Below are 21921 nucleotides of genomic sequence, written 5' to 3' on the forward strand. Positions count from 1 at the left end.
GGACGTAGTCCCCTACCCGCTCTCCAAAAGTGGCAATGTGGAGCCATGACGGAGAGCAACGATCAACAGTTCCGAATCGAACACGACACCATGGGCGAAGTTCGGGTGCCCATCGACGCACTGTGGCGAGCACAGACCCAGCGTGCAGTCGAGAACTTCCCGATCAGCGGGCGCCCGCTCGAGCGCACCCAGATCCGCGCAATGGGCTTGCTGAAAGCAGCGTGCGCGCAGGTCAACAAGGACCTCGGACTGCTCGACGCGGACAAGGCCGACGCAATCATCGCCGCCGCGAACGAGATCGCCGAAGGCAAGCACGACGATCAGTTCCCGATCGACGTCTTCCAGACCGGCTCGGGAACCAGCTCGAACATGAACGCCAACGAGGTCATCGCGTCCATCGCGAAGGCCGCCGGCGTGGACGTACATCCCAATGACCATGTCAACATGTCGCAGTCCTCCAACGACACCTTCCCCACCGCCACGCACGTCGCAGCTACCGAGGCAGCAGTCACCGATCTTGTTCCGGCACTGGAACATCTGCATGCTGCACTCGCCACGAAGGCGTCCGAGTGGAAGACCGTCGTCAAATCCGGACGCACGCACCTGATGGACGCTGTGCCGGTCACGCTCGGTCAGGAGTTCGGCGGTTACGCACGTCAGATCGAGGCCGGCATCGAGCGCGTCAACGCAACACTCCCCCGCCTGGGCGAGCTTCCCATCGGCGGAACCGCAGTCGGCACCGGCCTCAATGCTCCGGATGGATTCGGCCCCAAAGTTGTTGCCGAGCTGGTCAAGTCGACAGGCGTCGACGCTCTGACTCCGGCGAAGAACAGCTTCGAAGCGCAGGCCGCGCGTGACGGACTGGTCGAGGCATCGGGCGCGCTGCGCACCATCGCCGTCTCACTGACGAAGATTGCCAACGACATTCGGTGGATGGGATCGGGTCCGCTGACCGGGCTCGGCGAGATCGCACTCCCCGATCTGCAGCCGGGTAGCTCGATCATGCCGGGCAAGGTCAACCCCGTCCTGCCGGAGGCAACCACTCAGGTTGCGGCGCAGGTGATCGGTAACGACGCCGCGATCGCGTGGGGCGGCGCTGCCGGAGCATTCGAACTCAACGTCTACATCCCGGTCATGGCGCGCAACCTGCTGGAGTCGTTCACCTTGCTGGCCAACGTCTCTCGACTGTTCGCGGACAAGTGCGTCAGCGGCCTGGTCGCGCACGAGGAGCACCTCAAGACGCTCGCCGAATCGTCGCCGTCGATCGTGACGCCCCTCAACTCGGCGATCGGTTACGAGGAAGCCGCAGCTGTGGCGAAGCAGGCACTGAAGGAGAAGAAGACGATCCGCCAGGTCGTCATCGAGCGCGGACTCGTGCCCGACAAGCTGAGCGAGGAAGAACTCGACAAGCGTCTCGACGTTCTGGCAATGGCGAAGGTCAAGGACTGAACAAATAAAAGGGGTGGCGGTTTCCACGTCGGAAACCGCCACCCTTTTCGCTAGGCCGTGGTGGTTGCCCGCCACTCGTCGGTGCGGTCGGGGCTCGCCTCGGCCAATGCCTTCAGTGTCGCTTCGCGATCGAAGTCCTTGCCGTACACGGGAGTTCCGGGCTGCTGACGCCAGGAATCGTCGATCGTTCCCGCATCGACGGGATCGAAGCCCAACTGGTTGATCAGATCGAAGACGACCTGCTTGTTCGCGTCGTCGTCGCCGGCGATGGGTAGCGCAATGCGCCCCTCTGCACCTTCGGGAAGTCCCTTCTCGAGGAGATGCTTCCACCAGATTCCGTTGAACGCCTTGAATACCGGCACACCCAGGTGCTCCTGCACCCATCCGCTTTCGGTCTGTCCATCCTCGATGGCGGAGATCAGACCGTCACGCTGTTGCGGGTAGTAATTGTTGGTCTCGATGACCGGGGCACCGGCGACCGCACCGCTGAGGATCCCCGCCGGCAGATCAACCACGTTCTTCTGCGGAATGCTCACGATGACCAACTCGGCACCCTCGGCGGCCTCGGTGCTGCGGACTGCCTTCGCGCCCGTCTCCGCTTCCAGTTCTGCAAGCGTGTCCGGTGTCCGCGAGTTCGAGACGCGCACGTCGTGACCGAGCGCAGCGAGCCTACGTGTGAGCGTGCCACCGATCTGACCGGCTCCGATGATTCCGATGCGCATGACCCTGCTCCTTCGTCGTGTGCAGTGGCGATCGCGCCACCGCTGCATTCGTCAACGACGAGGACGCACCGGGTCATTCCGTACCGACCATTTCAACTCCCGTTGATTCAATCGGTTGACGTATCGAGTGCGAGTCTGATGCGAACGCTGACTGGATCGGTTTGCAATCCGCGAAAGGCAGAGGCCGTCAGTGCCGATCTGATCTTCCCCGACGCAAATGTCTTCACCCTCGCCGGGACGTCGTCGTCAGGCATGATCTCGGCCTGCCCGTCGATCCACTCGCCGCGGCGACGGATCCGAACCTTCGGCGTCGCAGAGATATTGGCGCCCCAACCTGTGTCGATGCCATGCTGCGCAATGACCCACGCCTCGTCGCCGTCGTAGGTGATCGCGACGGGCACTCGGCGGGTCAGACCGGTTCTGCGTCCGACCGTCTCGATCTCGGTCATCAACGACGGCATCATGCCGATCCGATTCAATCCGGTGACCAGCGGATTGGCGAAATACTTCCCGACTGCAACTTCGATTCTTCTTTTTCGTGCAACTGACGTCGGTACCGGCATGCCGTTTCCTCTCCTCCGGAGCTGACACTCTCAGCACAGCTCTATACCGCACGATATAACCACTGATCGCGGAGTTCTGCCACCAAGAATCTCCATCGATACCCACTACCTGCATACAACACTTGACTGTGTCTGCCGGTTACATCTAGTCTCAGATTCGTTCCTATACCGATCGACATACTAGGAGGCAGAGATGAACACACCTCGAGACGCCTCGTCGCCATGACCGGCCCGCAGACGCGTTGTCCGATCGCCGCAGCGCGCCGCAAATGGGGAGCACCAAAAGAATCAGCAGCACCAGATGAATCGAACCGCACCGTGATTGCATACGATGACGGGATGGCCGACTCCGATTCCCGCACTCTGATGCTGGTCGGCGCCATCAACGCCTTCCGCGAACACGGGATCGCCACGACCTCGCTCACAGAGATCGTCGAACGGTCGGGGGCGCCCCGCGGGTCGGTCTACCACTACTTCCCCGAAGGCAAAGGACAGTTGGCCGGTGAGGCCGTCGCGTACTTCGGCCGGGGCATCAGCGCAGCCATCAGTTCGATGATCGCTCAGTCTTCCCCACCGGAGATCATCGACGCAGTTGTCACGATTTTCCGAAACAGCTTGGTGGAGAGCAATTTCACGTCTTCCTGTCCGGTCGCGGCCGCGGCCGTCGAGGGCTCGTCGACACCGGCCGCGCTGACTGCAGCCGGCGAATCCTTCACTTCGTGGGAATCGCTCCTAACATCGTTCTTCTGGCAGCAGGGACAGCCGTCCGAGACTGCAGCACAGTGGGCAACCGTCGTGATCGCGTCGATCGAAGGCGCAACCCTGATGGCAAAAGCCCAGCACACCACCGCGCCTCTCGATCGCATCGGCGCTCACCTCAAGGCACTGGTCTCAGCCCCGAGCTGACTGACCACCTACTTCCAACCGCTGCTGCCGTTCGCGCAGGAGCAGAGATGGCGTACAAACATGTCTCACACACTTGCACCGGCGCCCTCGGCGCCCATGATGACCAAGTCCCGTCGATTCGCTGCGCTGATCTTCATCTGCCTCGCCGAACTCCTTGTCGTGCTGGACAACACAGTGGTCAACGTCGCGCTGCCGACGATGAGCGTCGACCTGTTCGCCAGCGTCAGCGACCTGCAATGGATCGTCGACGCGTACACGTTGACCTTCGCCGGGTTCCTGCTCACTTTCGGCCACCTGGGCGACCGCTTCGGACGCCGCCGAGTGATGATCATCGGCCTGATCGGCGTCGGCGCGATGTCTCTCGTCGGCGCACTGGCTTCAAACCTCGAACAGGTGATCATGGCGCGCGCCGCCATGGGTGTCTTTGCCGCGGCTGTCTTTCCGGCTACCTTGGCCATGATCACCAACATCTTCACCGACGCCAGAGAACGGGCCATCGCCATCGCGGCCTGGACCGCAATGGCCGGCTTCGCGATTGCCATCGGCCCGACGGCTGGCGGCTGGCTTCTCGAGCACTTCTCCTGGCACTCGGTGTTCTGGATGAACGTTCCGGCAGCGTTGTTGGTCATCGTCGGTGTGCTGCTGGTTGTTCCGGAATCGAAGGCGCTCCACGTCGGCCGATTCGATTTCGTCGGAACAATCTTGTCGCTCCTCGGCATCGTCATTCTGGTGTGGACCATCATCGACGCACCACATCGTGGATGGGTGTCGACGTTCAGCATCACGGGATACCTCTCCGCGACAGTGTTGTTGGGCGCATTCGTCTTCTGGGAACTGCGCACCGATGCACCGATCCTGAACATGAACCTCTTTCGGATCCGACGTTTTTCGTTCCCCGCCTTGGCAATTGCGGTGAGTTACTTCAGCATGTTCGGATTCTTGTTCCTGATCACGCAGTACTTCCAAGGAGTCCGGGAGTACTCGCCGCTCGAATTCGGCATCCACTCTTTGCCTTTCGCTGCAGCTGTTGCCGTGGGCGCCCCAGTCGCCACCTTGGCGGCACAGAAACTCGGCACGACCGCAGTGATGGTGTTCGGCCTCCTCGTCCTCAGCGGCGGGATGTTCCTGGCGGGTCGGACGACCGTCGAGACGCCCTACCTCGGCCCCGTCGTGATCTCGATGGTGCTCATGGGTCTTGGCCTCGCAATTGTCCAGGGACCGGCTACCGACTCCATCATGTCCTCGGTGCCCCTCGACGAAGCCGGCGCAGGCTCGGCAGTCAACGACACGACGCGTGAACTCGGTGGGACCCTGGGCGTCGCCGTCATCGGCTCGATCGTCGCCTCGTATTACACGTCCAAGGTGGCTCCGATCGTCGACGCTATTCCCGACGCCGTGATGTCGGCACAGGAGAAGGGCTTCGCTCGGGAGTCCGTGCTCAGCGTCATCGAGATCCGCTCCCGCGACATCAGTCCGCTCTTCGAGCAGCAGAAGGACAGTCTGATCTACACGATGAAGACTGCATGCCTGGAAGGCTTCGCCATCGCGTCGTACTTCACGGTCGGCGCGGCACTGATCACCGCTCTGCTGGTCGCGTTGTTGCTTCCCTGGAAGCCGGTCACGGAAGGCTCCATTCTCGGCAGTCTGACAACCAAGACCCCGAAGTAGTTACAAGGTTTCCCGATTTGTCCCACTATCAGCCCACGATTCCCGATACTGGATTGACCGAGTGGTACCGACGACAGCCCTGCTAGGGAGAATCTCGTGTCCATCACCAGTAGAAACAGCTCGCTTCTGTCGGCAGCGGCGGTTCCGGTAGTACTGACGGTCGCCCTGCTCGCCGGATGCTCGTCCGATTCAGACACCACCTCAGCGCCCGGGCCGGTCGTCAGCGACGCCAGCCCGGGTCTCGACGCCGGGGTGCCGATCCCGGACGGGCAAATCGACGACGCGGTCGGGAAGCTCGACGGCCTCGCGAACGATCTCATGGCACGTTCCGGTGTTCCCGGCATGGCTGTGGCCGTGGTGCACGGAGGTAACACTGTGTATGCAAAGGGATTCGGGGTTCGCGAGTTGGGTAAGAGCGCCACCGTCGATGCCGACACCGTGTTCCAACTTGCGTCGGTGTCGAAATCGGTAGGGGCCACGGTGGTCGCCCACGAAGTCGGAATCGGGACCGTCGACTGGGACACTCCGGTGATCTCGAAACTTCCGGGGTTTACGCTTGCCGATCCGTGGGTGACCGACCACCTCACGATCTCCGATCTCTACACGCATCGGTCGGGACTACCGGACCACGCCGGCGACGGACTGGAGGACCTGGGCTACAACCGGGCCCAGGTGCTCGAGAAACTTCGCCAGCTACCGCTCAATCCGTTCCGAATCACATACGAGTACACGAACTTCGGCGTCACAGCCGGCGCGGAGGCCGTTGCCGCTGCGGCGGGCACCGATTGGGAAACGCTGTCGCAGAACACGATCTACGGTCCGCTCGGTATGACGTCGACGTCTTCGCGGTTCGCCGATTACCAAGCCCGAGAAAATCGAACGGTGGGCCACATTCTCGAAGACGGAAAGTACGAGGTAGGGCCGGTTCGGGACGCCGACGCCCAATCCCCCGCCGGTGGAGTCAGCTCCTCGGCGAACGACATGGCCAAGTGGTTGGACATGGTGCTGTCGGGTGGTCAATATCAGGGGCAGCAGATCGTTCAGACAGATGCGCTCGTGCCCGCGGTCAACCCGGAGATCGTCTCGCGCCCCGCGCAGGAAATCGGGGAACGCTCCGGCTTCTACGGCTACGGGTTCAACGTTTCCGACAGCGCCGCAGGCCGTGTCACCGCCAGCCACTCCGGCGCCTTCCTGGTCGGAGCCGGAACGAATTTCGTGACGATTCCCTCCGCTGACGTCGGCATCGTCGTTCTGACCAACGGCACGCCCACCGGCGTCGCGGAGACCTTGACCGCCGAGTTCGCCGACCTGGTGCAGTTCGGGAAGATCACCCGCGAGTGGCGCCCGCTCTACGAAGCGTCGTTTGCCTCACAAACCGATCCCGAGGGCGAACTTGCCGGGAAGACGCCGCCGGCCTCCCCCGCTCCTGCACCACCGACAAACCAATTGACCGGCGACTACGGCAACCCGTACTGGGGTCCCGCACTCGTGACGCAGCAGAACGGTGCGCTGACCTTGACCATGGGTCCCGCGGCCGTGACGTACCCGCTGACCCACTGGGACGGAAACACCTTCACGTTCCCGCTCAGCGGCGAGAACGCACCGGCCGGGACGGTCTCGAAGGCCACCTTCGACGGAAACTCGCTAACCTTGGAGTACTTCGATCACGATCATCTCGGTACCTTCATCCGGGCAACACCCGCCGAATAATCAGCCAAGGACACCCCATGAGTAGTTCGACAGCCACGGTGAACGCAATGTTCGCGGCCCTCACCGATTTCGACGTGGACGCCGCAGCCGAATTGATGACAGACGACATCGTCTGGCAGAACGTCTCGCTCCCCACGCTGCGAGGCAAGAAGACCGTCGTGCGAGCGCTACGGCTGGTCACCAAGCCTTCACTGAAATTCGAGGCGGAGATGCACCACATCGTCGGCGACGAGACCACGGTGCTCACCGAACGCACCGACATCCTCACCGTCGGACCGCTGCGCATCGAATTCTGGGTGTGCGGAACCTTCGAACTGCGTGACGGCAAGGTCTCCGTCTGGCGGGACTACTTCAGTCTGAGAGACGTCGCGTGGGGCGTGGTGACCGCGGTCGGCCGTGCAGTCGTCGGGAACGGGACACGAAGTAGGCTTGCTCCGGCCTGAAAACACCTGCCGAAAGCGAGCGAACCTCCCATGTCCGAGAACACCACGCCTGACTCCTTCGACGCCGGCTTGGCTGTGCGAACCGAAGTCATGGGCGCCGATTTCGTCGACGCAGCTTTCGAGCGCACCCGCGGCACCGACAGCGAAGAACTGCAGAACTTCGTGACGGCCAACGTCTGGGGATCGGTGTGGACGCGCCCGGGACTCGATCGGCGCAGTCGCAGTCTGATCAACCTGGGGATGCTGATCGCGCTGCGCGCCGAGAACGAACTGAAGGGCCACGTACGCGGGGCACTGCGAAACGGCTTGACGCGCACCGAGATCGTCGAAACCGTGATCCATGCGAGCGCGTACTGCGGCGCGCCGGCGGGGCTGGCGGCGATGCGTGTAGTGCAGGAAGTTCTCGACATCGAACTGGGACCGCTGCAAAACTGAAACAACTTCGAACCCATACATCTCCCCGTGCAGACCGAAGTCCGCACGGGGAGATCGCTTCTCAGGAAGTGGGGCCGAACTCCTCGAGCATGTCGGTCACCAACTCGGCGATCGGTGAACGCTCACTGCGCGTAAGCGTGATGTGCGCGAAAAGCGGGTGCCCCTTCAGCTTTTCGATGACGGCCGCAACTCCGTCGTGCCTGCCCACTCGCAGGTTGTCACGCTGCGCGACGTCGTGAGTGAGCACCACCCGCGAGCCGGTTCCCAGACGAGAAAGCACTGTCAGCAGAACATTTCGCTCGAGTGACTGCGCTTCGTCGACGATCACGAACGAATCGTGCAGCGACCGACCGCGAATATGCGTCAGCGGCAACACTTCCAGCATTCCGCGGGCGAGAACCTCTTCCAGAACCTCGGGTGAGGCCAACCCGTCCAGAGTGTCGAAGACGGCCTGAGCCCACGGGCCCATCTTCTCGCTCTCACTACCGGGAAGGTAGCCGAGTTCTTGTCCGCCAACGGCATACAGCGGACGAAAGACTACAACCTTGCGCTGAGTACGGCGCTCGAGAACGGCTTCCAAACCTGCCGTCAGAGCCAAGGCCGATTTACCGGTGCCCGCCTTACCGCCGAGCGAGATGATGCCGATACTCTCGTCCATCAGGAGGTCGAGCGCAATGCGCTGCTCGGCGGAGCGCCCGTGCAGCCCGAACGCCTCGCGCTCGCCGCGCACCAACTGGATGCGCTTGTCGGGAGTCACCCGACCGAGAGCGCTCGACGAACCACCCAACAGGCGAAGACCCGTGTGACACGGCAGATCTCGCGCTTCGTCGAGGTCCAGGAATCCCTCGTTGAACAGCTCGTCGATGTCCGTCGACGCGACGTCCAGTTCGGTCATGCCCGTCCATCCGGAGGGCACGACGTCGTGAGCGTGGTACTCGTCGGCAGGCAGTCCCACCGCGCCTGCCTTCACGCGAAGCGGAATGTCCTTGCTGACGAGGACTACGTCCTTGCCCTCCGCCGCAAGATTCAACGCGCACGCCAGAATCCTCGAATCGTTACTGTCCGTGCGGAATCCGACGGGCAGGACTGCAGGGTCGGTGTGATTGAGTTCTACCTGCAGTGTCCCGTTCTCGGTGCCGATCGGCACCGGACGGTCGAGTCGGCTGTATTCGATCCGGAGATCGTCGAGCATGCGGAGCGATTCTCGGGCGAACCATCCCAGTTCGTGGTGGTGTCGCTTGCCTTCGAGTTCGCTGATCACGACCAGTGGGAGAACCACGTGGTGTTCGGCGAATCGTGTGACAGCCCATGGATCGGACAGTAGTACCGAGGTATCCAAGACGTACGTGCGAAGTGCATCTCCCGAATGATTCCCGGCTGATTGATCAGCCCGGGCCGAGTGGGCAGAGACGGAGCGTGATGCAGTCACGTTGGGCTCCTAGGTCTGCGCGGCACCCGCGCAAACTCAGCTCGCTGGGCCGGACGGCTCTGGTGTCAGGTGACGCTGTGTCAGCTGATACAAGGGCCGGGCGCCGGCCCTCTCGTACTGAGTGTTTCAGTCACGATCAGAACCTCCCGCACAAGTAACTTCTGGTTACTCGTTACTGCCGACGGTACTGCGGATCGGACACTCGCGCCACGGAACGAGCCGCACATCTGGTGAACGCCAGGTAACAAAATGCCACTCGTGTGATTCAGCGTCACTCAGGACTCGATCAGACCCCACTTGGCAGCGCGCACCGCTGCCTGAACCCGCGAATTGGTTCCGGTCTTGCCGAAGATGTTCTCGAGGTGGGTGGCGACGGTGCGACGGCTGACGAACAACTTCTCGGCGATCTCGACATTGCCCGCGCCCCTGGCCACCAATTGCAGTACTTGGATCTCCCGCGGGCTGAGATGGACGCGATCGAGCGCCACCTGGTCCCCCACGACGCGCGAGCAGGCCGCGCTGGACGCCGCCACCACCTCGCGCACACGATCGACGACGCCGGAATCCGCGAAGCTCATGTGCAGCAATCCGGTCACCTCACGGCCCGAGAACCCCAAAGCGACCGAAGCCCCCTCGGCATACCCGGACGGCCGGAGAACATCGGTGACCATCTCGACCTGCTCGAATCGTGGCACGTCCTGCCAGAACACGGGCACGCCCGAAGCCTCGCGAATGATGCCGAAGAGATTGCGATCGGCCACGAAGTCGTCGAGCAGGAACTCGAGCACCTTGGCGTCGTATCCGGAACTCGCCAGAGCACGATGCCGTCCGCTCGACGGGTCCCGGTACGTGACCGCCGCAGCCGAGTACGCCAGTCCCCGTGCGCGGAGTTCTTCGGCACACAGGCCGAGAATGCCGTAGGCCCCGGCCGCCGGCGATCGCGGCGCGAACATGTCAGGTCCGGCGCCGCGATCAGGCAGTACAGACGTCATCACACCAATCTAGCCAATCGTGTGAGCTAGACCACCACCAGTGAATCGGCCGGCTTCTTGTCCGCCCACGGACGCACCGCTTCGAAGTTCGCGGCAGTCCGTAGAACCAGTGCGTCCTGGCGGTGACGTGCGGCGATCTGCAGCCCCACCGGTCGACCGTCGGCGGTAAATCCGGCGGGCACGGTGATCGCCGGATTGTTGAGCATGTTGTACGGGTAGGTGAAGAGCCAATCGAGCAACTGCTCACGCAGCGACGCGCCTTCGAGCCACGACGGCGCGAACTGACTGAGCGGGAACGTGGCCGAAGCCAAGGTCGGCGAGACCAACACGTCGTAGTCGTTCATGAACGTGGTCCACGTGTCCCACATGACGCCGCGGAATGCGTCGGCCCGCCCGACGTCGACACCGGTGAGCCGCTCGGCCTCGTGCATGATCTCGATCAGGTTGTCGTCGACCTCGCCGCGTTGGTCCTCCCAGTCGAGCAAGTCGTATTCGGAAGCGAAACCGGGAACCCAGATGCCGTTCCACATCGACTCCGACGGATTTCCCCACTGCGGGGTCGCCTCGGTGATCTGGGCACCCAATTCCTCGAAGGCCGACAACGCGTCGAGGCACACTGCCAGTACCTCCGGATCCACGTGGCCGAGACCGAGATTCGTCGACCACGCGACGCGAAGCCCCTTCACGTCGCCCTTCGATGCTTCGACGTACGAGGTCTCGGCACGCTCGATCGAGAGCGGATCCGCATTGTCCGGCCCGGCCATGATGTCGAGCATGAGCGCGTTGTCAGCGACAGTCCTGGTGATCGGACCGTGGTACGCCCAGTTGTAGAAGCGCCCGGCCAGGATGGTCTGCGGGATGACGCCAGTGGTCGGCTTCAACCCGACGACCCCGCAGAGCGCCGACGGGATACGCACCGATCCGGCGCCGTCACTGCCCTCGGCAAGTGGCCCGAGGCCTGCAGCCACAGCAGCCGACGCACCGCCACTGGACCCACCCGCGCTGTTGCCGAGCTTCCACGGGTTGTGCGTCGGCCCGTACAGGTGGTTGTCGGTGCCACCGTAGTAACCGCTTTCGGGAGTGTTCGTCTTTCCCAGGAACAGTCCGCCGGCGCCCCGCAGCCTGTCCACGACGACTGCATTTACCGTGGCGATGTTGTCGGCCATCGGCTTCATCCCGAACGTGGTCGGCAACCCGTTCACTGCCGTCAGATCTTTGATCGTGAACGGAACGCCGTGCAGCGGGCCGAGTTTCTCGCCCGATTCCTGCTGTCGTGAGAGTTCGGCCGCGTCGCGGGTGACCTGCTCACGATCGAACTGCACTATCGCGTTGATCGACGGATTGACGGCGTCGACCCGCTGGATCATCGCTTCGGCAATCTCGTTGGGCGAGAGACTGTTCGACGCAACCGACGCCGCCATCTCGGTAGCGGAGAGCCAATGCAGATTCTGTTCGGTCATGGGGTTTCCTTCGCCGGAGGGGTGATGCTCTCAGGCTAGGAAGCGCCGAACTCGGCCACCATCGGTCATGTGACCGATGCCACAACTCCGTGAACCGCCCATCCATGAACACCGACGGCCCGGCCCCTCGAAAGGGACCGGGCCGTCGGTGAAGAAATTCCTAGACGTTCTTGCTGAGCAGGCCCCAGTTCTCGAGACCGTCGTAGAGCGGAAGGTCGAGAGCGAGCTTGGCCACACGCGCACGCAGCGCCGGCAGATCCGCGTTGCCGGCCAGAGCAGTACCGATGATGTCGGCGACCTCGGTGAACTCGGCATCGCCGAATCCGCGGGTGGCCAACGCAGCGGTACCGATGCGCAGACCGGAGGTGGTCATCGGCGGGCGGGGATCGAACGGAACAGCGTTGCGGTTGACCGTGATGCCGATTTCGTGCAGAAGGTCCTCACCCTGCTGGCCGTCGAGCTGCGAGTTACGCAGGTCCACGAGAACGAGGTGAACGTCGGTGCCGCCGGTCAGAACGCTGATGCCCTGATCTGCGACGTCCTTGTTGCCCAGACGCTCGGCCAGGATGCGCGCACCGGAAAGGGTGCGTGCCTGACGATCCTTGAACTCTTCACCGGCAGCGATCTTGAAGGTGACTGCCTTGGCCGCGATGGCATGCATGAGCGGACCGCCCTGCTGACCGGGGAAGACAGCGGAGTTGAGCTTCTTGGCCCACTCCTTCTTCGCCAGGATCAGACCGGAACGCGGTCCACCGAGGGTCTTGTGGACGGTCGAGGAGACGACGTCCGCGTACGGGACGGGCGACGGGTGCAGGCCGGCTGCCACCAGTCCGGCGAAGTGAGCCATGTCGACCCACAGGTACGCCCCGACTTCGTCGGCGATCGCACGGAAGGCCGCGAAGTCCTGCTGACGCGGGTACGCGGACCAGCCGGCGACGATGACCTTCGGCTTCTCGGCGAGGGCGATCGAGCGCACCTCGTCCATGTCGATGCGGTGATCTTCCTTGCTGACGCCGTAGGACGCGACGTCGTACAACTTGCCGGAGAAGTTGAGCTTCATGCCGTGCGTGAGGTGACCGCCATGTGCGAGGTCGAGGCCGAGCAGCTTTTCACCCGGGTTCATCAGAGCCATCAGGACAGCAGCATTGGCCTGTGCGCCCGAGTGCGGCTGAACGTTGGCGAACTCCGCACCGAAGAGTTCCTTCGCACGGTTGCGCGCAAGATCCTCGATGACGTCGACGTGCTCGCAACCGCCGTAGTAACGACGTCCCGGGTAGCCCTCGGCGTACTTGTTGGTCAGGACGCTGCCCTGAGCCTGCAGAACCGAGCGGGGAACGAAGTTTTCCGACGCGATCATCTCGAGCGTGTCGCGCTGACGAGCCAATTCACCAGCCATCGCCTCGGCGACTTCGGGATCGAGTTCGGCGAGTGATGCAGAGTTGACGTCGGAGCCGGGCACAGCGGTCATCGAGGAATCTCCAAGCTGGATGCGGAAACGAATGCGTCCAGTCTACGAAGTTCGCTCCCGCCGTCTCCACCCGGCACTAGGCAGCACGCAGAGAGCTGGGGACCAGCGGCTCGTCGAGCAGCCTGCGGAACCGTTCGGTGCGCTCTGCGCCCACCGGCACCTCGTCCAGCCAGCCCCCGAGCAGCCGGTATCCCTCGACATATGTGCTGGTGTAAGCGCGCCACAGCGGTGACGAGAGGAACTTGAGCGATTGGCGAGCGCGTTCCGGCGTCGACAGCGACCATCGTTCCAGGAAGAGGGCAACGTCGTCGAGGCTGCGACCCTCGTCGTGCAACATCAGAGCGGCGTCCTGACGAACGCTCAGCAGCTGCCCCGACGCGGTGGAGAGCCGTTGCGCCTTTTCCCCGTCGAAAGACAATCCGAGGTCGGCGTAGATTTCCTGCGCCCACAAACCCCAGTCCGGGCCGACTATCGCTTCGAGCGCCAGATCGGCGAGGCCTTCGGCCATGATGCACTGCGGCGTGTTGACCAGAAACAGCGTCTGCTCGAGTTGGCCGGTTCCGACGAGGCCGGCTTCCTTGCGGCAATGCTCGGTGTGATGGCCGGGGTAGGACTCGTGCGCGATCAGCCGCGGCAGGTTGGCCATGAACTGCGGCAGATCCGAATTGATCGCGACCTTGGAGCGGTAGTCACCGAGGTAGTAGTTGAAGCCGGACCACGGCTTGTCCCCCACCACTTCGTATTCGACGGTTTCCGACGCGGGGAGCCCGAAGGTGCCGCGAACCAGATCACGCAGCGCGCTCGACATCGCCTCGACGCACTCGTTCAGTCTCGCCGCGGGGATCTCGTCGGCCTTGCGATGCGCCTGCACCCGTTGCGCCAACGGTCCCGGACCGGGCAGAACTTCACCCATCAACCGGTGAGCGTCGCTGTAGGCATCCTCGTTTCCCTTGTCGATTCGTACGTCGAAATACGCCTCCACCTCGTCCACGAAGCCGATGTCCTCACCCGCGAACTTGCGCCCGGAGCATTCCAGGGCACGCAGATGAACGTCGATGAAATGGGCGCGTTCGGCATTCAGACCACTTCCGGCCAGTTCGCCGCGCAATTCACGTGCCGTGCGGGCAAGTTCACGCGGATCGGGCTTCGGGGCACTCTCGACCTGCTTACGCAGCGCCGGGTCACCGGTGAACGCGTCGACGAACCCGTCCTCGAGACGGTCGAAACCCAGTCCGAGCAGCAGGTATTGGCGAACAAGTGTGTCTGGATCCATAACGACCGAGCCTAGTCGCTCGCTCCGGAATGCCACCCGGCGAAAGTCCCGGACGTGGCACCGAGCACAATCCGACTATGCACTCGGATCGTGCGCACACGCGCCTGGCTTGCTCGCATAGCTGTTTCGTCCGCCGGGCCCCGGGTTCACTACGCGCCGGTGAGCTGGGCTGATGGCGCGCACCAACGAATCGAGTCCCTACGTCGAGTTCGACCGCAAGCAGTGGCGGACACTGCGTAAGTCGACGCCACTGGTGTTGACCGAGGACGAGTTGTACGGCCTGCGTGGTCTCGGTGAGCAGATCGATCTCGAAGAAGTTGCCGAGGTGTATCTCCCCCTCGCGCGTCTGATCCACCTGCAGGTGGCGGCACGCCAACGACTGTTCGCGGCCACCGCGACGTTCCTCGGCGAGAAGCATCCCGATCGTCAGGTGCCCTTCGTCATCGGTGTGGCCGGTTCGGTTGCCGTCGGTAAATCCACGACTGCTCGTGTGCTGCAAGCTCTCCTGGCTCGCTGGGATCACCATCCGCGCGTCGATCTCGTCACCACGGACGGATTCCTCTATCCGACCAAGGAACTCCAGCGGCGAGGCATCATGCACCGCAAGGGTTTTCCCGAGAGCTACGATCGCCGCAAGTTGTTGCGCTTCGTCACCGAGGTGAAGTCCGGCGCCGAAGAAGTAGCAGCGCCGGTGTATTCGCACACCTCGTACGACATCATCCCGGGCCAGTACCACCTCATCCGCCAGCCGGACATCCTCATCATCGAAGGCCTCAACGTCCTGCAGACGGGTCCGCGTCTGATGGTCTCCGACCTCTTCGACTTCTCGATCTACGTCGACGCCCGGATCGAAGACATCGAAGCCTGGTACATCCAGCGATTCCTCGCGCTCCGCAATACGTCGTTCGCCGACCCTAGCGCTCACTTCCACCACTACTCGGGGCTCTCCGACCGTGACGCGACCATCGCGGCGAAGGAGATCTGGAACTCGATCAACCACCCGAACCTGGTGGAGAACATTCTTCCTACCCGCCCTCGCGCCACCCTGGTGCTGCGCAAGGACGCCGATCACACGATCAACCGGCTCCGACTGCGCAAGCTCTGAGCCCGCTCAGGCGCCGAACCGTCGGTGGCGCGCCGCGTAGTCACGCAAGGCCCGAAGGAAATCGACTCGGCGGAACTCGGGCCAGTACGCCTCGGTGAACCAGATTTCCGAATAAGCGCTCTGCCACAACAGGAATCCGGAGAGCCGCTGCTCGCCGGACGTGCGAATCACGAGGTCCGGATCGGGCTGGCCCGACGTGTAGAGGTGACCGTCGATGCCGTCGACCGTGACCGCCTGGATCAGTTCGTCTCCACCCAGCCCCTCACCGATCTTGTCGCGCAGGAGCGATTGGACAGCGTCGGCGATCTCCTGTCGTCCGCCGTATCCGATCGCGACGTTGACATGCGTGCCGGTTCGACCGCTGGTTCCGGCGGCAGCTTCGCGCAACCGCCTGGACTGCTCGGGCGGCAGAAGATCGAGGGCACCGACGATCTGCACACTCCAGTTCTTCCCGGGACCCGAGATCTCCTCGACGACGTCGGTGATGATCTCGAGAAGGGTGTCGAGCTCTTCCGGCTCGCGGCGCAGGTTCTCGGTCGAGAGCAGGTAGATGGTTGCCATCTCGATCCCGGCGGCATCACACCACTCGAGCAATTCGGCGATCTTGAGTGCGCCCATGCGGTGCCCGTGACTGACATCCGTGAAGCCGTTCTCGCGAGCCCATCGCCGATTTCCGTCACACATCACGGCGACGTGCCGTGGGTGCGCGAGACCGTCGAGATGACTGAGGAGCCGTCGCTCGTAGATGCTGTACAGCAGTCCGCGCAGATTCACCGTGACATCACCATGGTGTCAAAGAGTACGCCCGCCGGTCACCGCCACATGCGAGCGCCGTCACGCTTTTTGTGCGCGTCGAAAACCCGCAGGTAGGTTATGCTACTGGTGCGTAACCTACGGTACCGTAGGTTACGCGGTTCGCAACAACACGGAACGAGAGGGGTTGCACATGACGGCATTCGGGCTCGACGAGCTTCCGGTCAAACCACGCATGCGCGGTTGGATCCACCTGTGGGCGCTCGGTGTCTCCGTCGTCGCAGGCATCGTTCTCGTCTCCGTAGCCGGCGCTCAAGTAGGCGCCAAGGCGGCTTGGGCAACCGCAATCTACAGCATCACGATCTGCGGCCTCTTCGGCATCAGCGCGACCTATCATCGTATCCAGTGGCAGACCGTCAAGGGCCGTACGTGGATGAAGCGCGCGGACCATTCGATGATCTTTCTCTTCATCGCCGGCAGCTACACACCGTTCGCCATGCTCGGTCTCCCTACCCACACCGGCAAGATCATTCTTGCGATCGTGTGGGCAGGCGCGCTGGCCGGCGTGGCCCTCAAGATGCTCCGGCCCACCGCGCCGAAATGGGTGGGGGTACCGCTCTACCTTCTCCTCGGCTGGGCGATCGTTCCGGTGGTCGGTGAACTGACACACCAGGTCGGTGTGGCGCCGATGGTGCTGCTGCTCGTCGGCGGGATCTTCTACAGCGTCGGCGCAATTCTGTACGCGACGAAATGGCCCAACCCGTGGCCCACGACGTTCGGGCATCACGAGTTCTTCCACGCTGCCACCGTCATCGCAGCGATCTGCCACTACATCGCGGTATGGCTCGTGGTGTTCAACTGACTCGCCAGTTCCACCACCGTCGTCACCGGCCGATCACACACGAATCCCCGACAGATGTACGCGGCTTCACCACCGTCGACTAGGGGTCGATCCGCAAGCAGCGGTGAAGAATCCGGGGCACCCCCGACAACCACTGCACCGCCCGGGGCAAGCCGGCGGGCATCGGCCAACAGCGAACCTTCCCCGACGACGGCCACCTGTATCGGACCGCGCAACGACGCTTCCGCCACCGCGAGCCAGTGCCCCGCCGACCGAGGCGCACGCTCGAGCGGCAGCGTGGCCCTCGCCAGCGCGTCCGCCGCGGCCTGGGCGTAACGAGAAGAGCGCTCGGCATCGGTCAACGCCGCTGCGGTCAACAGAGCCTCCGCGACGCTCGACGCACCGGACGGCGTCGCGCCGTCCAACGGGTCTCGGGGCCGAGTCACGAGCGACTCCGCGAAATCGGCCGTGTCGAACCAGCTTCCCGGCTCGGCCGGATCAGCGAAGTGGTCGACAGTGACGTCGAGCAACTGCTGCGCCGCATCGAGCCACCGCGCCAATCCCGTTGCCTGGTAGAGAGCCAGGAGGCCGGTGGCCAACATTGCGTAATCCTCGAGCACGCCTGTCGGGGCACCGACAGCCCCGCCGAGGGATGCGCGACGTAGATGACCGTCCACCAGGTGAAGGTCGAGAAGAGCGCCTGCGCACTCGGCTGCCGCAGCGATCCAATCGGGTCGATCCAGGGCCAACCCCGATTCCGTCAACGCCGTGACGGTCAGCCCGTTCCAGGCCGTCACCACTTTGTCGTCGCGACCAGGCTGTGGACGCCCGGCCCGGACAGCGCGTAGGGCGTCGGAGACCCGCTGCCAGCGTGACCAGTCGTCGGGGTCTCGGAGCAACTGCAATACCGAAGCACCCTCTTCGAACGTGCCGGTATCGGTGACCCGGAACAACTCCGACGCCCACTGTCCGTCCTCCGCACCGAGTACCTCGACCAACTGCGCCGGCGTCCATACGTACGTGAGGCCTTCGACGCCGTCGGTGTCGGCGTCGAGAGCCGAAGCGAAGCAACCGTTCTCGGTCAGCAGATCGGAAAGCAGGAACCTTGCGGTCTCCTCGGTGACGCGAGTGGCCAGGTCCGAACCGGTTCGCCGCGCCCAGTGCGCGTAGAAACGCAGGAGCAACGCGTTGTCGTAGAGCATCTTCTCGAAGTGCGGAACCACCCACTCGGCATCGACCGAGTAGCGCGAGAAACCGCCACCCAACTGGTCGTAGATCCCGCCACGAGCCATTGCTTCGGCGGTGCGCTCGACGCCGCCGAGGATCTCGCCCGAACCCGTTCGCTCGAACTGTCGGAGAAGTCCCTCCAGCAGTGCCGACGGCGGAAACTTCGGTGCCCCACCGAATCCCCCGCGCGGGATGTCTTCGTCACCGAGGATCGATCGACCCGCCGCATCGAGCAACTCCGCGTCGACTGGCGCTCCGCCGTACGGAATTCCGCCCGACGCGCGCTGAAGTTCCGTCACGATCGACTGCGCCGCGTTGTCGACCTCGTCGCGCCGATTGGTGAAGGTGTCCGCGATCGCTTCGAGAAGCTGTGTGAACGAGGGCATTCCGCCGCGAGGCGCCGGCGGGTAGTACGTACCGCAGTAGAAGGGGGAACCGTCGGGAGTCAGGAAACACGTCATCGGCCAGCCGCCCTGGCCGGTCATCGCGACTGTCGCATTCATGTAAACGGCGTCGATGTCGGGACGCTCTTCGCGGTCCACCTTCACACAGACGAAGTTCTCGTTCATGATGGCCGCGATCTCGTCGTTCTCGAACGACTCGTGCGCCATGACGTGGCACCAGTGGCACGCCGAGTACCCGATCGAGAGAAGGATCGGCACGTCGCGCTCGCGCGCCCACTCCATCGCTTCTTCACCCCACTGTTGCCAGTGGACCGGATTGTCGGCGTGCTGACGCAGGTAGGGGCTCGAGGACCCACCCAGGTTGTTCCGCATCCGTGGGTCCATCATCCCTACCCCGTTCGTCTCAGGATTCTTGCTTCGGCTTCTTCTCGGTAGAGACGTTCGGTTCCGCCGGGCTCGGAGCTGTGATGGCTCCCCGGTCGGTGCCTTCGTCTGCCTGCTGATCGAGTTCGGGATGATCCGGTTCGAAGGTTTCCGGCAGCTTCTTGAGCTGACGATTCATCGACCGGACCAGAAGGATCACACCGATGAGTAGCGCAAGAATGACCACCAGGCCGACCGGAGACGACTTTCCGAACTCCGGGCCGGATGGATTACTCGGGGTCTGAGCAAGAAATTGTGTGGTGCCGAGGATTACCTCGGCGGACAGAGCATTCACTTCTGAGCGTCCTCTTCGAGACCTGCGAACAGGTCGGTTTCCGGAATGGACGTGGTGACCCGCGTCTTGGCGAGCTCGAATTCCTCGGTGGGCCAGATCTTCTGCTGAATGTCGAGCGGCACAGCGAAGAACGAACCGTTGGGATCGATCTGCGTCGCGTGCGCACGCAGGGCGTCGTCTCGCTGGGGAAAGTAATCGCCGCACGTGACCTGAGTGGTCACCCGGACCATCATGTCGCCACGCTCGGTCTTCCACTTCTTGAGCCAGTCCGCCATCGGGAACGGCTCACCGCGACGCTCGTACTCCTCCTGGAAGAGTTCGAGGCGCTTACGGATGAACCCGTGCGAGTAGTAGACCTTCTTGATCTCCCACGGCTCCCCGTCCTCGGGGAAGTACTCGGGATCGGCAGCGGCCTCGTACGCAGCCATCGTCACCTCGTGGCACCGGATGTGATCCGGGTGCGGGTATCCACCGTTCTCGTCGTACGTCGTGACGACGTGGGGACGGAACTCGCGAATCACCTTGACCAGCGCGCGCGTCGACTCGTCGAGCGGAACGAGGGCGAAGCACCCTTCGGGCAGCGGCGGAAGCGGGTCGCCCTCGGGAAGCCCGGAATCGACGAAACCGAGCCAGCGCTGCTTCACGCCCAGAATGCGAGCGGCCTCGGCCATCTCCTCCTGGCGGACTTCGCTGATTCGATCGCGGACGCCGGGAACGTCCATGGCCGGGTTGAGAATGTCGCCACGCTCGCCCCCGGTGAGCGTCAGGACCATCACTTCGTGGCCTTCGGCTGCATAACGGGCGGTGGTGGCCGCACCCTTGCTCGACTCGTCGTCGGGATGGGCATGGACGGCCATGAGCCGGAATCCGCTCACGTGTTCGTTCACCTCAACTTCACCTCTAGCCGTTACCGGCAGTCTTCGATTCACACGCTGTGCAGTGCTCGGATTACTCCGGGCCTTCGCCGTCAAACGTACCGACTGCCGACAAACCTACCGACGGCGCGACGGGACACGTCCTCTATAGTTCCACCCGAGAGTTCCTGGCGCAGCCGTGACCCCTTCGGTAGTTCGGTGGGGCGCAGTCAGTTGCTGCACGACACGTGAACTCGAGTCTTCGAGAGCAGAGTGATGAGCAAACCGCTTCCCCAAGATCGGTACCCGAGCACTACTCGCACGGGCAGTCCCCGCAAGTGGATGGTGTGGGCTCTGACCGCTCTCGTCATCGTCGTAGGCGGCGGAATCGCGTACTACGCATACGGAAAATTTGCGGTCAAGGAAATCGAGACCGAGACCATCTCGTTCGACATCGCCAACGACTCCACGGTGAAGATCCGTTTCACCGTCACGCGCGACGACTCGTCACGTGACGCGATGTGCATCGTGCGCGCTCGCTCGAAGGACGGTTCCGAAACCGGACGACGTGAGGTCTACGTCCCGTCGTCTGAGCATCAAACCCTCGAGTTCAACACCGAGGTCAAGACGTCCCAGCCGCCAGGCATGGCCGACGTCTACGGCTGCAGCTTCGACGTTCCGGAGTACCTGACAAAGAGCTGACCTCGGAACGCACCCACCCTGCCGGACGTTTGGCGACGGACAGGGCGGGTAGTCATGCGTGATAGAATTGCCCGATACACGGTTCCGGGTGGAACCGTGTATTGCTGCATTGACGGCAAGGTTGCATCTTCGGTGATGCGTCCGAGTCGTTGTTCGCTGCTGTTGCAGTGATCGTCGAGGGAGCCCCCGGCTCCGACTACTAGGGAGTGATCGAGATGACCGAGACCCAGGTGACCTGGCTTACCCAGGAATCACATGACAGGCTCAAGAACGAACTCGACCAGCTCATCGCCAATCGCCCGGTCATCGCCGCCGAGATCAACGAGCGTCGCGAAGAGGGTGACCTGAAAGAGAACGGTGGCTACCACGCTGCCCGCGAAGAGCAGGGTCAGCAGGAAGCCCGCATTCGCCAGCTCCAGGAGCTGCTGAACAGCGCAAAGGTCGGCGAGGCCCCCACTCAGTCCGGTGTTGCACTGCCCGGATCCGTAGTCAAGGTCTACTACGACGGCGACGAGAGTGACACCGAGACGTTCCTGATCGCTACCCGCGAAGAAGGCGCACGTGACGCCAAGCTCGAGGTCTACTCCCCGAACTCACCGCTGGGCGGCGCGCTGCTCGAAGCCAAGGTCGGCGACACTCGTGAGTACAACCTGCCCAACGGCAGCACCATGAAGGTCACGCTGCTGAGCGCGGAGCCTTACCACAGCTGATCGGCCGTACGAACGCCGAAGAAGCACCAGCTCTGAAAAGAAGCGCCACCCGACTTGGTCGGGTGGCGCTTCTTGCTCTGTCGGCGCTT

Annotated in this window: 21 protein-coding genes; 10 read left to right on the top strand and 11 right to left on the bottom strand. The window is 63.2% G+C overall.

All coding sequences use genetic code 11. The annotated features are described in order from the left end of the window. Positions 1–45: 45 nt before the first annotated feature. On the top strand, positions 46–1449 hold the full coding sequence (locus I7X09_RS06755; RefSeq protein ID WP_019744582.1) for a class II fumarate hydratase: 1404 nt from the start codon (positions 46–48) through the stop codon (positions 1447–1449). Positions 1450–1499: 50 nt separating this feature from the next. Here I7X09_RS06755 and I7X09_RS06760 read toward each other — a convergent pair whose 3' ends face one another. Together I7X09_RS06760 and I7X09_RS06765 are read right to left on the bottom strand one after the other, a co-directional pair. Continuing rightward, a complete protein-coding gene (locus I7X09_RS06760) occupies positions 1500–2171 on the bottom strand; it encodes an NADPH-dependent F420 reductase (RefSeq protein WP_234036820.1) in 672 nt (223 codons plus the stop codon). Positions 2172–2278: 107 nt separating this feature from the next. Further along, on the bottom strand, positions 2279–2734 hold the full coding sequence (locus I7X09_RS06765; RefSeq protein WP_095972193.1) for a nitroreductase family deazaflavin-dependent oxidoreductase: 456 nt from the start codon (positions 2732–2734) through the stop codon (positions 2279–2281). Positions 2735–3073: 339 nt separating this feature from the next. Between I7X09_RS06765 and I7X09_RS06770 the strand changes: the two genes are divergently transcribed. From I7X09_RS06770 to I7X09_RS06790, 5 genes are all read left to right on the top strand, one after another. Continuing rightward, a complete protein-coding gene (locus tag I7X09_RS06770) occupies positions 3074–3640 on the top strand; it encodes a TetR/AcrR family transcriptional regulator (RefSeq protein WP_095972247.1) in 567 nt (188 codons plus the stop codon). 96 nt (positions 3641–3736) lie between these two features. Beyond that, a complete protein-coding gene (locus tag I7X09_RS06775) occupies positions 3737–5308 on the top strand; it encodes an MFS transporter (RefSeq protein WP_095972192.1) in 1572 nt (523 codons plus the stop codon). Between the two features lie 96 nt (positions 5309–5404). Further along, positions 5405–7018, top strand: a complete 1614-nt coding sequence (locus I7X09_RS06780) for a serine hydrolase (RefSeq protein WP_200316158.1) — start codon at positions 5405–5407, stop codon at positions 7016–7018. A gap of 17 nt (positions 7019–7035) precedes the next feature. Then, complete coding sequence (locus I7X09_RS06785; RefSeq protein ID WP_124567076.1) at positions 7036–7461, top strand: limonene-1,2-epoxide hydrolase family protein; 426 nt, start codon at positions 7036–7038, stop codon at positions 7459–7461. A gap of 30 nt (positions 7462–7491) precedes the next feature. Next, the gene (locus I7X09_RS06790; RefSeq protein ID WP_124567077.1) at positions 7492–7896 is read left to right on the top strand and encodes a carboxymuconolactone decarboxylase family protein; all 405 of its coding nucleotides are present in this window, start codon (positions 7492–7494) and stop codon (positions 7894–7896) included. Positions 7897–7957: 61 nt separating this feature from the next. Here I7X09_RS06790 and I7X09_RS06795 read toward each other — a convergent pair whose 3' ends face one another. From I7X09_RS06795 to I7X09_RS06815, 5 genes are all read right to left on the bottom strand, one after another. Further along, positions 7958–9325: a PhoH family protein gene (locus I7X09_RS06795; RefSeq protein ID WP_007726365.1), complete on the bottom strand. Its 1368-nt coding sequence runs from the start codon at positions 9323–9325 to the stop codon at positions 7958–7960. 275 nt (positions 9326–9600) lie between these two features. Beyond that, positions 9601–10317 carry a helix-turn-helix transcriptional regulator gene (locus I7X09_RS06800; protein ID WP_200316160.1) on the bottom strand — a complete coding sequence of 239 codons (717 nt, stop codon included), beginning with the start codon at positions 10315–10317 and terminating at the stop codon, positions 9601–9603. 26 nt (positions 10318–10343) lie between these two features. Further along, positions 10344–11777 carry an amidase gene (locus I7X09_RS06805; protein ID WP_200316162.1) on the bottom strand — a complete coding sequence of 478 codons (1434 nt, stop codon included), beginning with the start codon at positions 11775–11777 and terminating at the stop codon, positions 10344–10346. A gap of 160 nt (positions 11778–11937) precedes the next feature. Continuing rightward, positions 11938–13245: a serine hydroxymethyltransferase gene (gene glyA / locus I7X09_RS06810; protein ID WP_003945195.1), complete on the bottom strand. Its 1308-nt coding sequence runs from the start codon at positions 13243–13245 to the stop codon at positions 11938–11940. 76 nt (positions 13246–13321) lie between these two features. Next, positions 13322–14518, bottom strand: coding sequence for a DUF885 domain-containing protein (locus I7X09_RS06815; protein ID WP_200316164.1), 1197 nt, complete (start codon positions 14516–14518; stop codon positions 13322–13324). Between the two features lie 172 nt (positions 14519–14690). Here I7X09_RS06815 and coaA point away from each other — a divergent pair, with 172 nt between their 5' ends. Further along, a complete protein-coding gene (coaA, locus tag I7X09_RS06820; protein WP_095972184.1) occupies positions 14691–15623 on the top strand; it encodes a type I pantothenate kinase in 933 nt (310 codons plus the stop codon). Between the two features lie 6 nt (positions 15624–15629). On the opposite strand, the gene I7X09_RS06825 is transcribed toward coaA, so the two are convergent. Beyond that, positions 15630–16397, bottom strand: coding sequence for an isoprenyl transferase (locus tag I7X09_RS06825; protein WP_095972183.1), 768 nt, complete (start codon positions 16395–16397; stop codon positions 15630–15632). Positions 16398–16569: 172 nt separating this feature from the next. Between I7X09_RS06825 and trhA the strand changes: the two genes are divergently transcribed. After that, positions 16570–17238: a PAQR family membrane homeostasis protein TrhA gene (trhA, locus tag I7X09_RS06830; protein WP_200316171.1), complete on the top strand. Its 669-nt coding sequence runs from the start codon at positions 16570–16572 to the stop codon at positions 17236–17238. Here the strand turns inward: trhA and I7X09_RS06835 are convergent. Genes I7X09_RS06835 through mca form a run of 3 tightly spaced genes read right to left on the bottom strand, consistent with a single transcriptional unit; the run spans position 17205 to position 20441 of the window. After that, positions 17205–19232, bottom strand: coding sequence for a thioredoxin domain-containing protein (locus I7X09_RS06835; protein WP_200317704.1), 2028 nt, complete (start codon positions 19230–19232; stop codon positions 17205–17207). The two genes, trhA and I7X09_RS06835, sit on opposite strands and share 34 nt — an antisense overlap. A gap of 19 nt (positions 19233–19251) precedes the next feature. Continuing rightward, positions 19252–19566, bottom strand: a complete 315-nt coding sequence (locus I7X09_RS06840) for a hypothetical protein (RefSeq protein ID WP_095972180.1) — start codon at positions 19564–19566, stop codon at positions 19252–19254. Then, complete coding sequence (gene mca / locus I7X09_RS06845; protein WP_200317706.1) at positions 19563–20441, bottom strand: mycothiol conjugate amidase Mca; 879 nt, start codon at positions 20439–20441, stop codon at positions 19563–19565. Before mca ends, I7X09_RS06840 begins: the two co-directional genes overlap by 4 nt. A gap of 255 nt (positions 20442–20696) precedes the next feature. On the opposite strand from mca, the gene I7X09_RS06850 reads away from it, so the two are divergent. Then, entirely contained in the window at positions 20697–21122 is a 426-nt protein-coding gene (locus I7X09_RS06850; protein ID WP_020970262.1) for a DUF4307 domain-containing protein, read from the top strand. A gap of 215 nt (positions 21123–21337) precedes the next feature. Beyond that, positions 21338–21832, top strand: coding sequence for a transcription elongation factor GreA (gene greA, locus I7X09_RS06855; protein ID WP_007726385.1), 495 nt, complete (start codon positions 21338–21340; stop codon positions 21830–21832). The last annotated feature ends 89 nt before the right edge of the window (positions 21833–21921 follow it).

Source organism: Rhodococcus sp. P-2, from assembly GCF_016598535.1.
Lineage (GTDB): Bacteria > Actinomycetota > Actinomycetes > Mycobacteriales > Mycobacteriaceae > Rhodococcus_F > Rhodococcus_F baikonurensis.

Excerpts from the sequence above, each read along its gene's own strand:
- I7X09_RS06800 (WP_200316160.1), bottom strand. The coding sequence starts at position 10,317 with ATGACGTCTGTACTGCCTGATCGCGGCGCCGGACCTGACATGTTCGCG.
- glyA (WP_003945195.1), bottom strand. The coding sequence starts at position 13,245 with ATGACCGCTGTGCCCGGCTCCGACGTCAACTCTGCATCACTCGCCGAA.
- I7X09_RS06775 (WP_095972192.1), top strand. The coding sequence starts at position 3,737 with ATGATGACCAAGTCCCGTCGATTCGCTGCGCTGATCTTCATCTGCCTC.
- I7X09_RS06785 (WP_124567076.1), top strand. The coding sequence starts at position 7,036 with ATGAGTAGTTCGACAGCCACGGTGAACGCAATGTTCGCGGCCCTCACC.
- I7X09_RS06850 (WP_020970262.1), top strand. The coding sequence starts at position 20,697 with ATGAGCAAACCGCTTCCCCAAGATCGGTACCCGAGCACTACTCGCACG.
- I7X09_RS06815 (WP_200316164.1), bottom strand. The coding sequence starts at position 14,518 with ATGGATCCAGACACACTTGTTCGCCAATACCTGCTGCTCGGACTGGGT.
- I7X09_RS06770 (WP_095972247.1), top strand. The coding sequence starts at position 3,074 with ATGGCCGACTCCGATTCCCGCACTCTGATGCTGGTCGGCGCCATCAAC.
- I7X09_RS06760 (WP_234036820.1), bottom strand. The coding sequence starts at position 2,171 with ATGCGCATCGGAATCATCGGAGCCGGTCAGATCGGTGGCACGCTCACA.
- greA (WP_007726385.1), top strand. The coding sequence starts at position 21,338 with ATGACCGAGACCCAGGTGACCTGGCTTACCCAGGAATCACATGACAGG.
- I7X09_RS06790 (WP_124567077.1), top strand. The coding sequence starts at position 7,492 with ATGTCCGAGAACACCACGCCTGACTCCTTCGACGCCGGCTTGGCTGTG.
- I7X09_RS06805 (WP_200316162.1), bottom strand. The coding sequence starts at position 11,777 with ATGACCGAACAGAATCTGCATTGGCTCTCCGCTACCGAGATGGCGGCG.
- coaA (WP_095972184.1), top strand. The coding sequence starts at position 14,691 with ATGGCGCGCACCAACGAATCGAGTCCCTACGTCGAGTTCGACCGCAAG.
- I7X09_RS06765 (WP_095972193.1), bottom strand. The coding sequence starts at position 2,734 with ATGCCGGTACCGACGTCAGTTGCACGAAAAAGAAGAATCGAAGTTGCA.
- I7X09_RS06835 (WP_200317704.1), bottom strand. The coding sequence starts at position 19,232 with ATGGACCCACGGATGCGGAACAACCTGGGTGGGTCCTCGAGCCCCTAC.
- trhA (WP_200316171.1), top strand. The coding sequence starts at position 16,570 with ATGACGGCATTCGGGCTCGACGAGCTTCCGGTCAAACCACGCATGCGC.
- I7X09_RS06755 (WP_019744582.1), top strand. The coding sequence starts at position 46 with ATGACGGAGAGCAACGATCAACAGTTCCGAATCGAACACGACACCATG.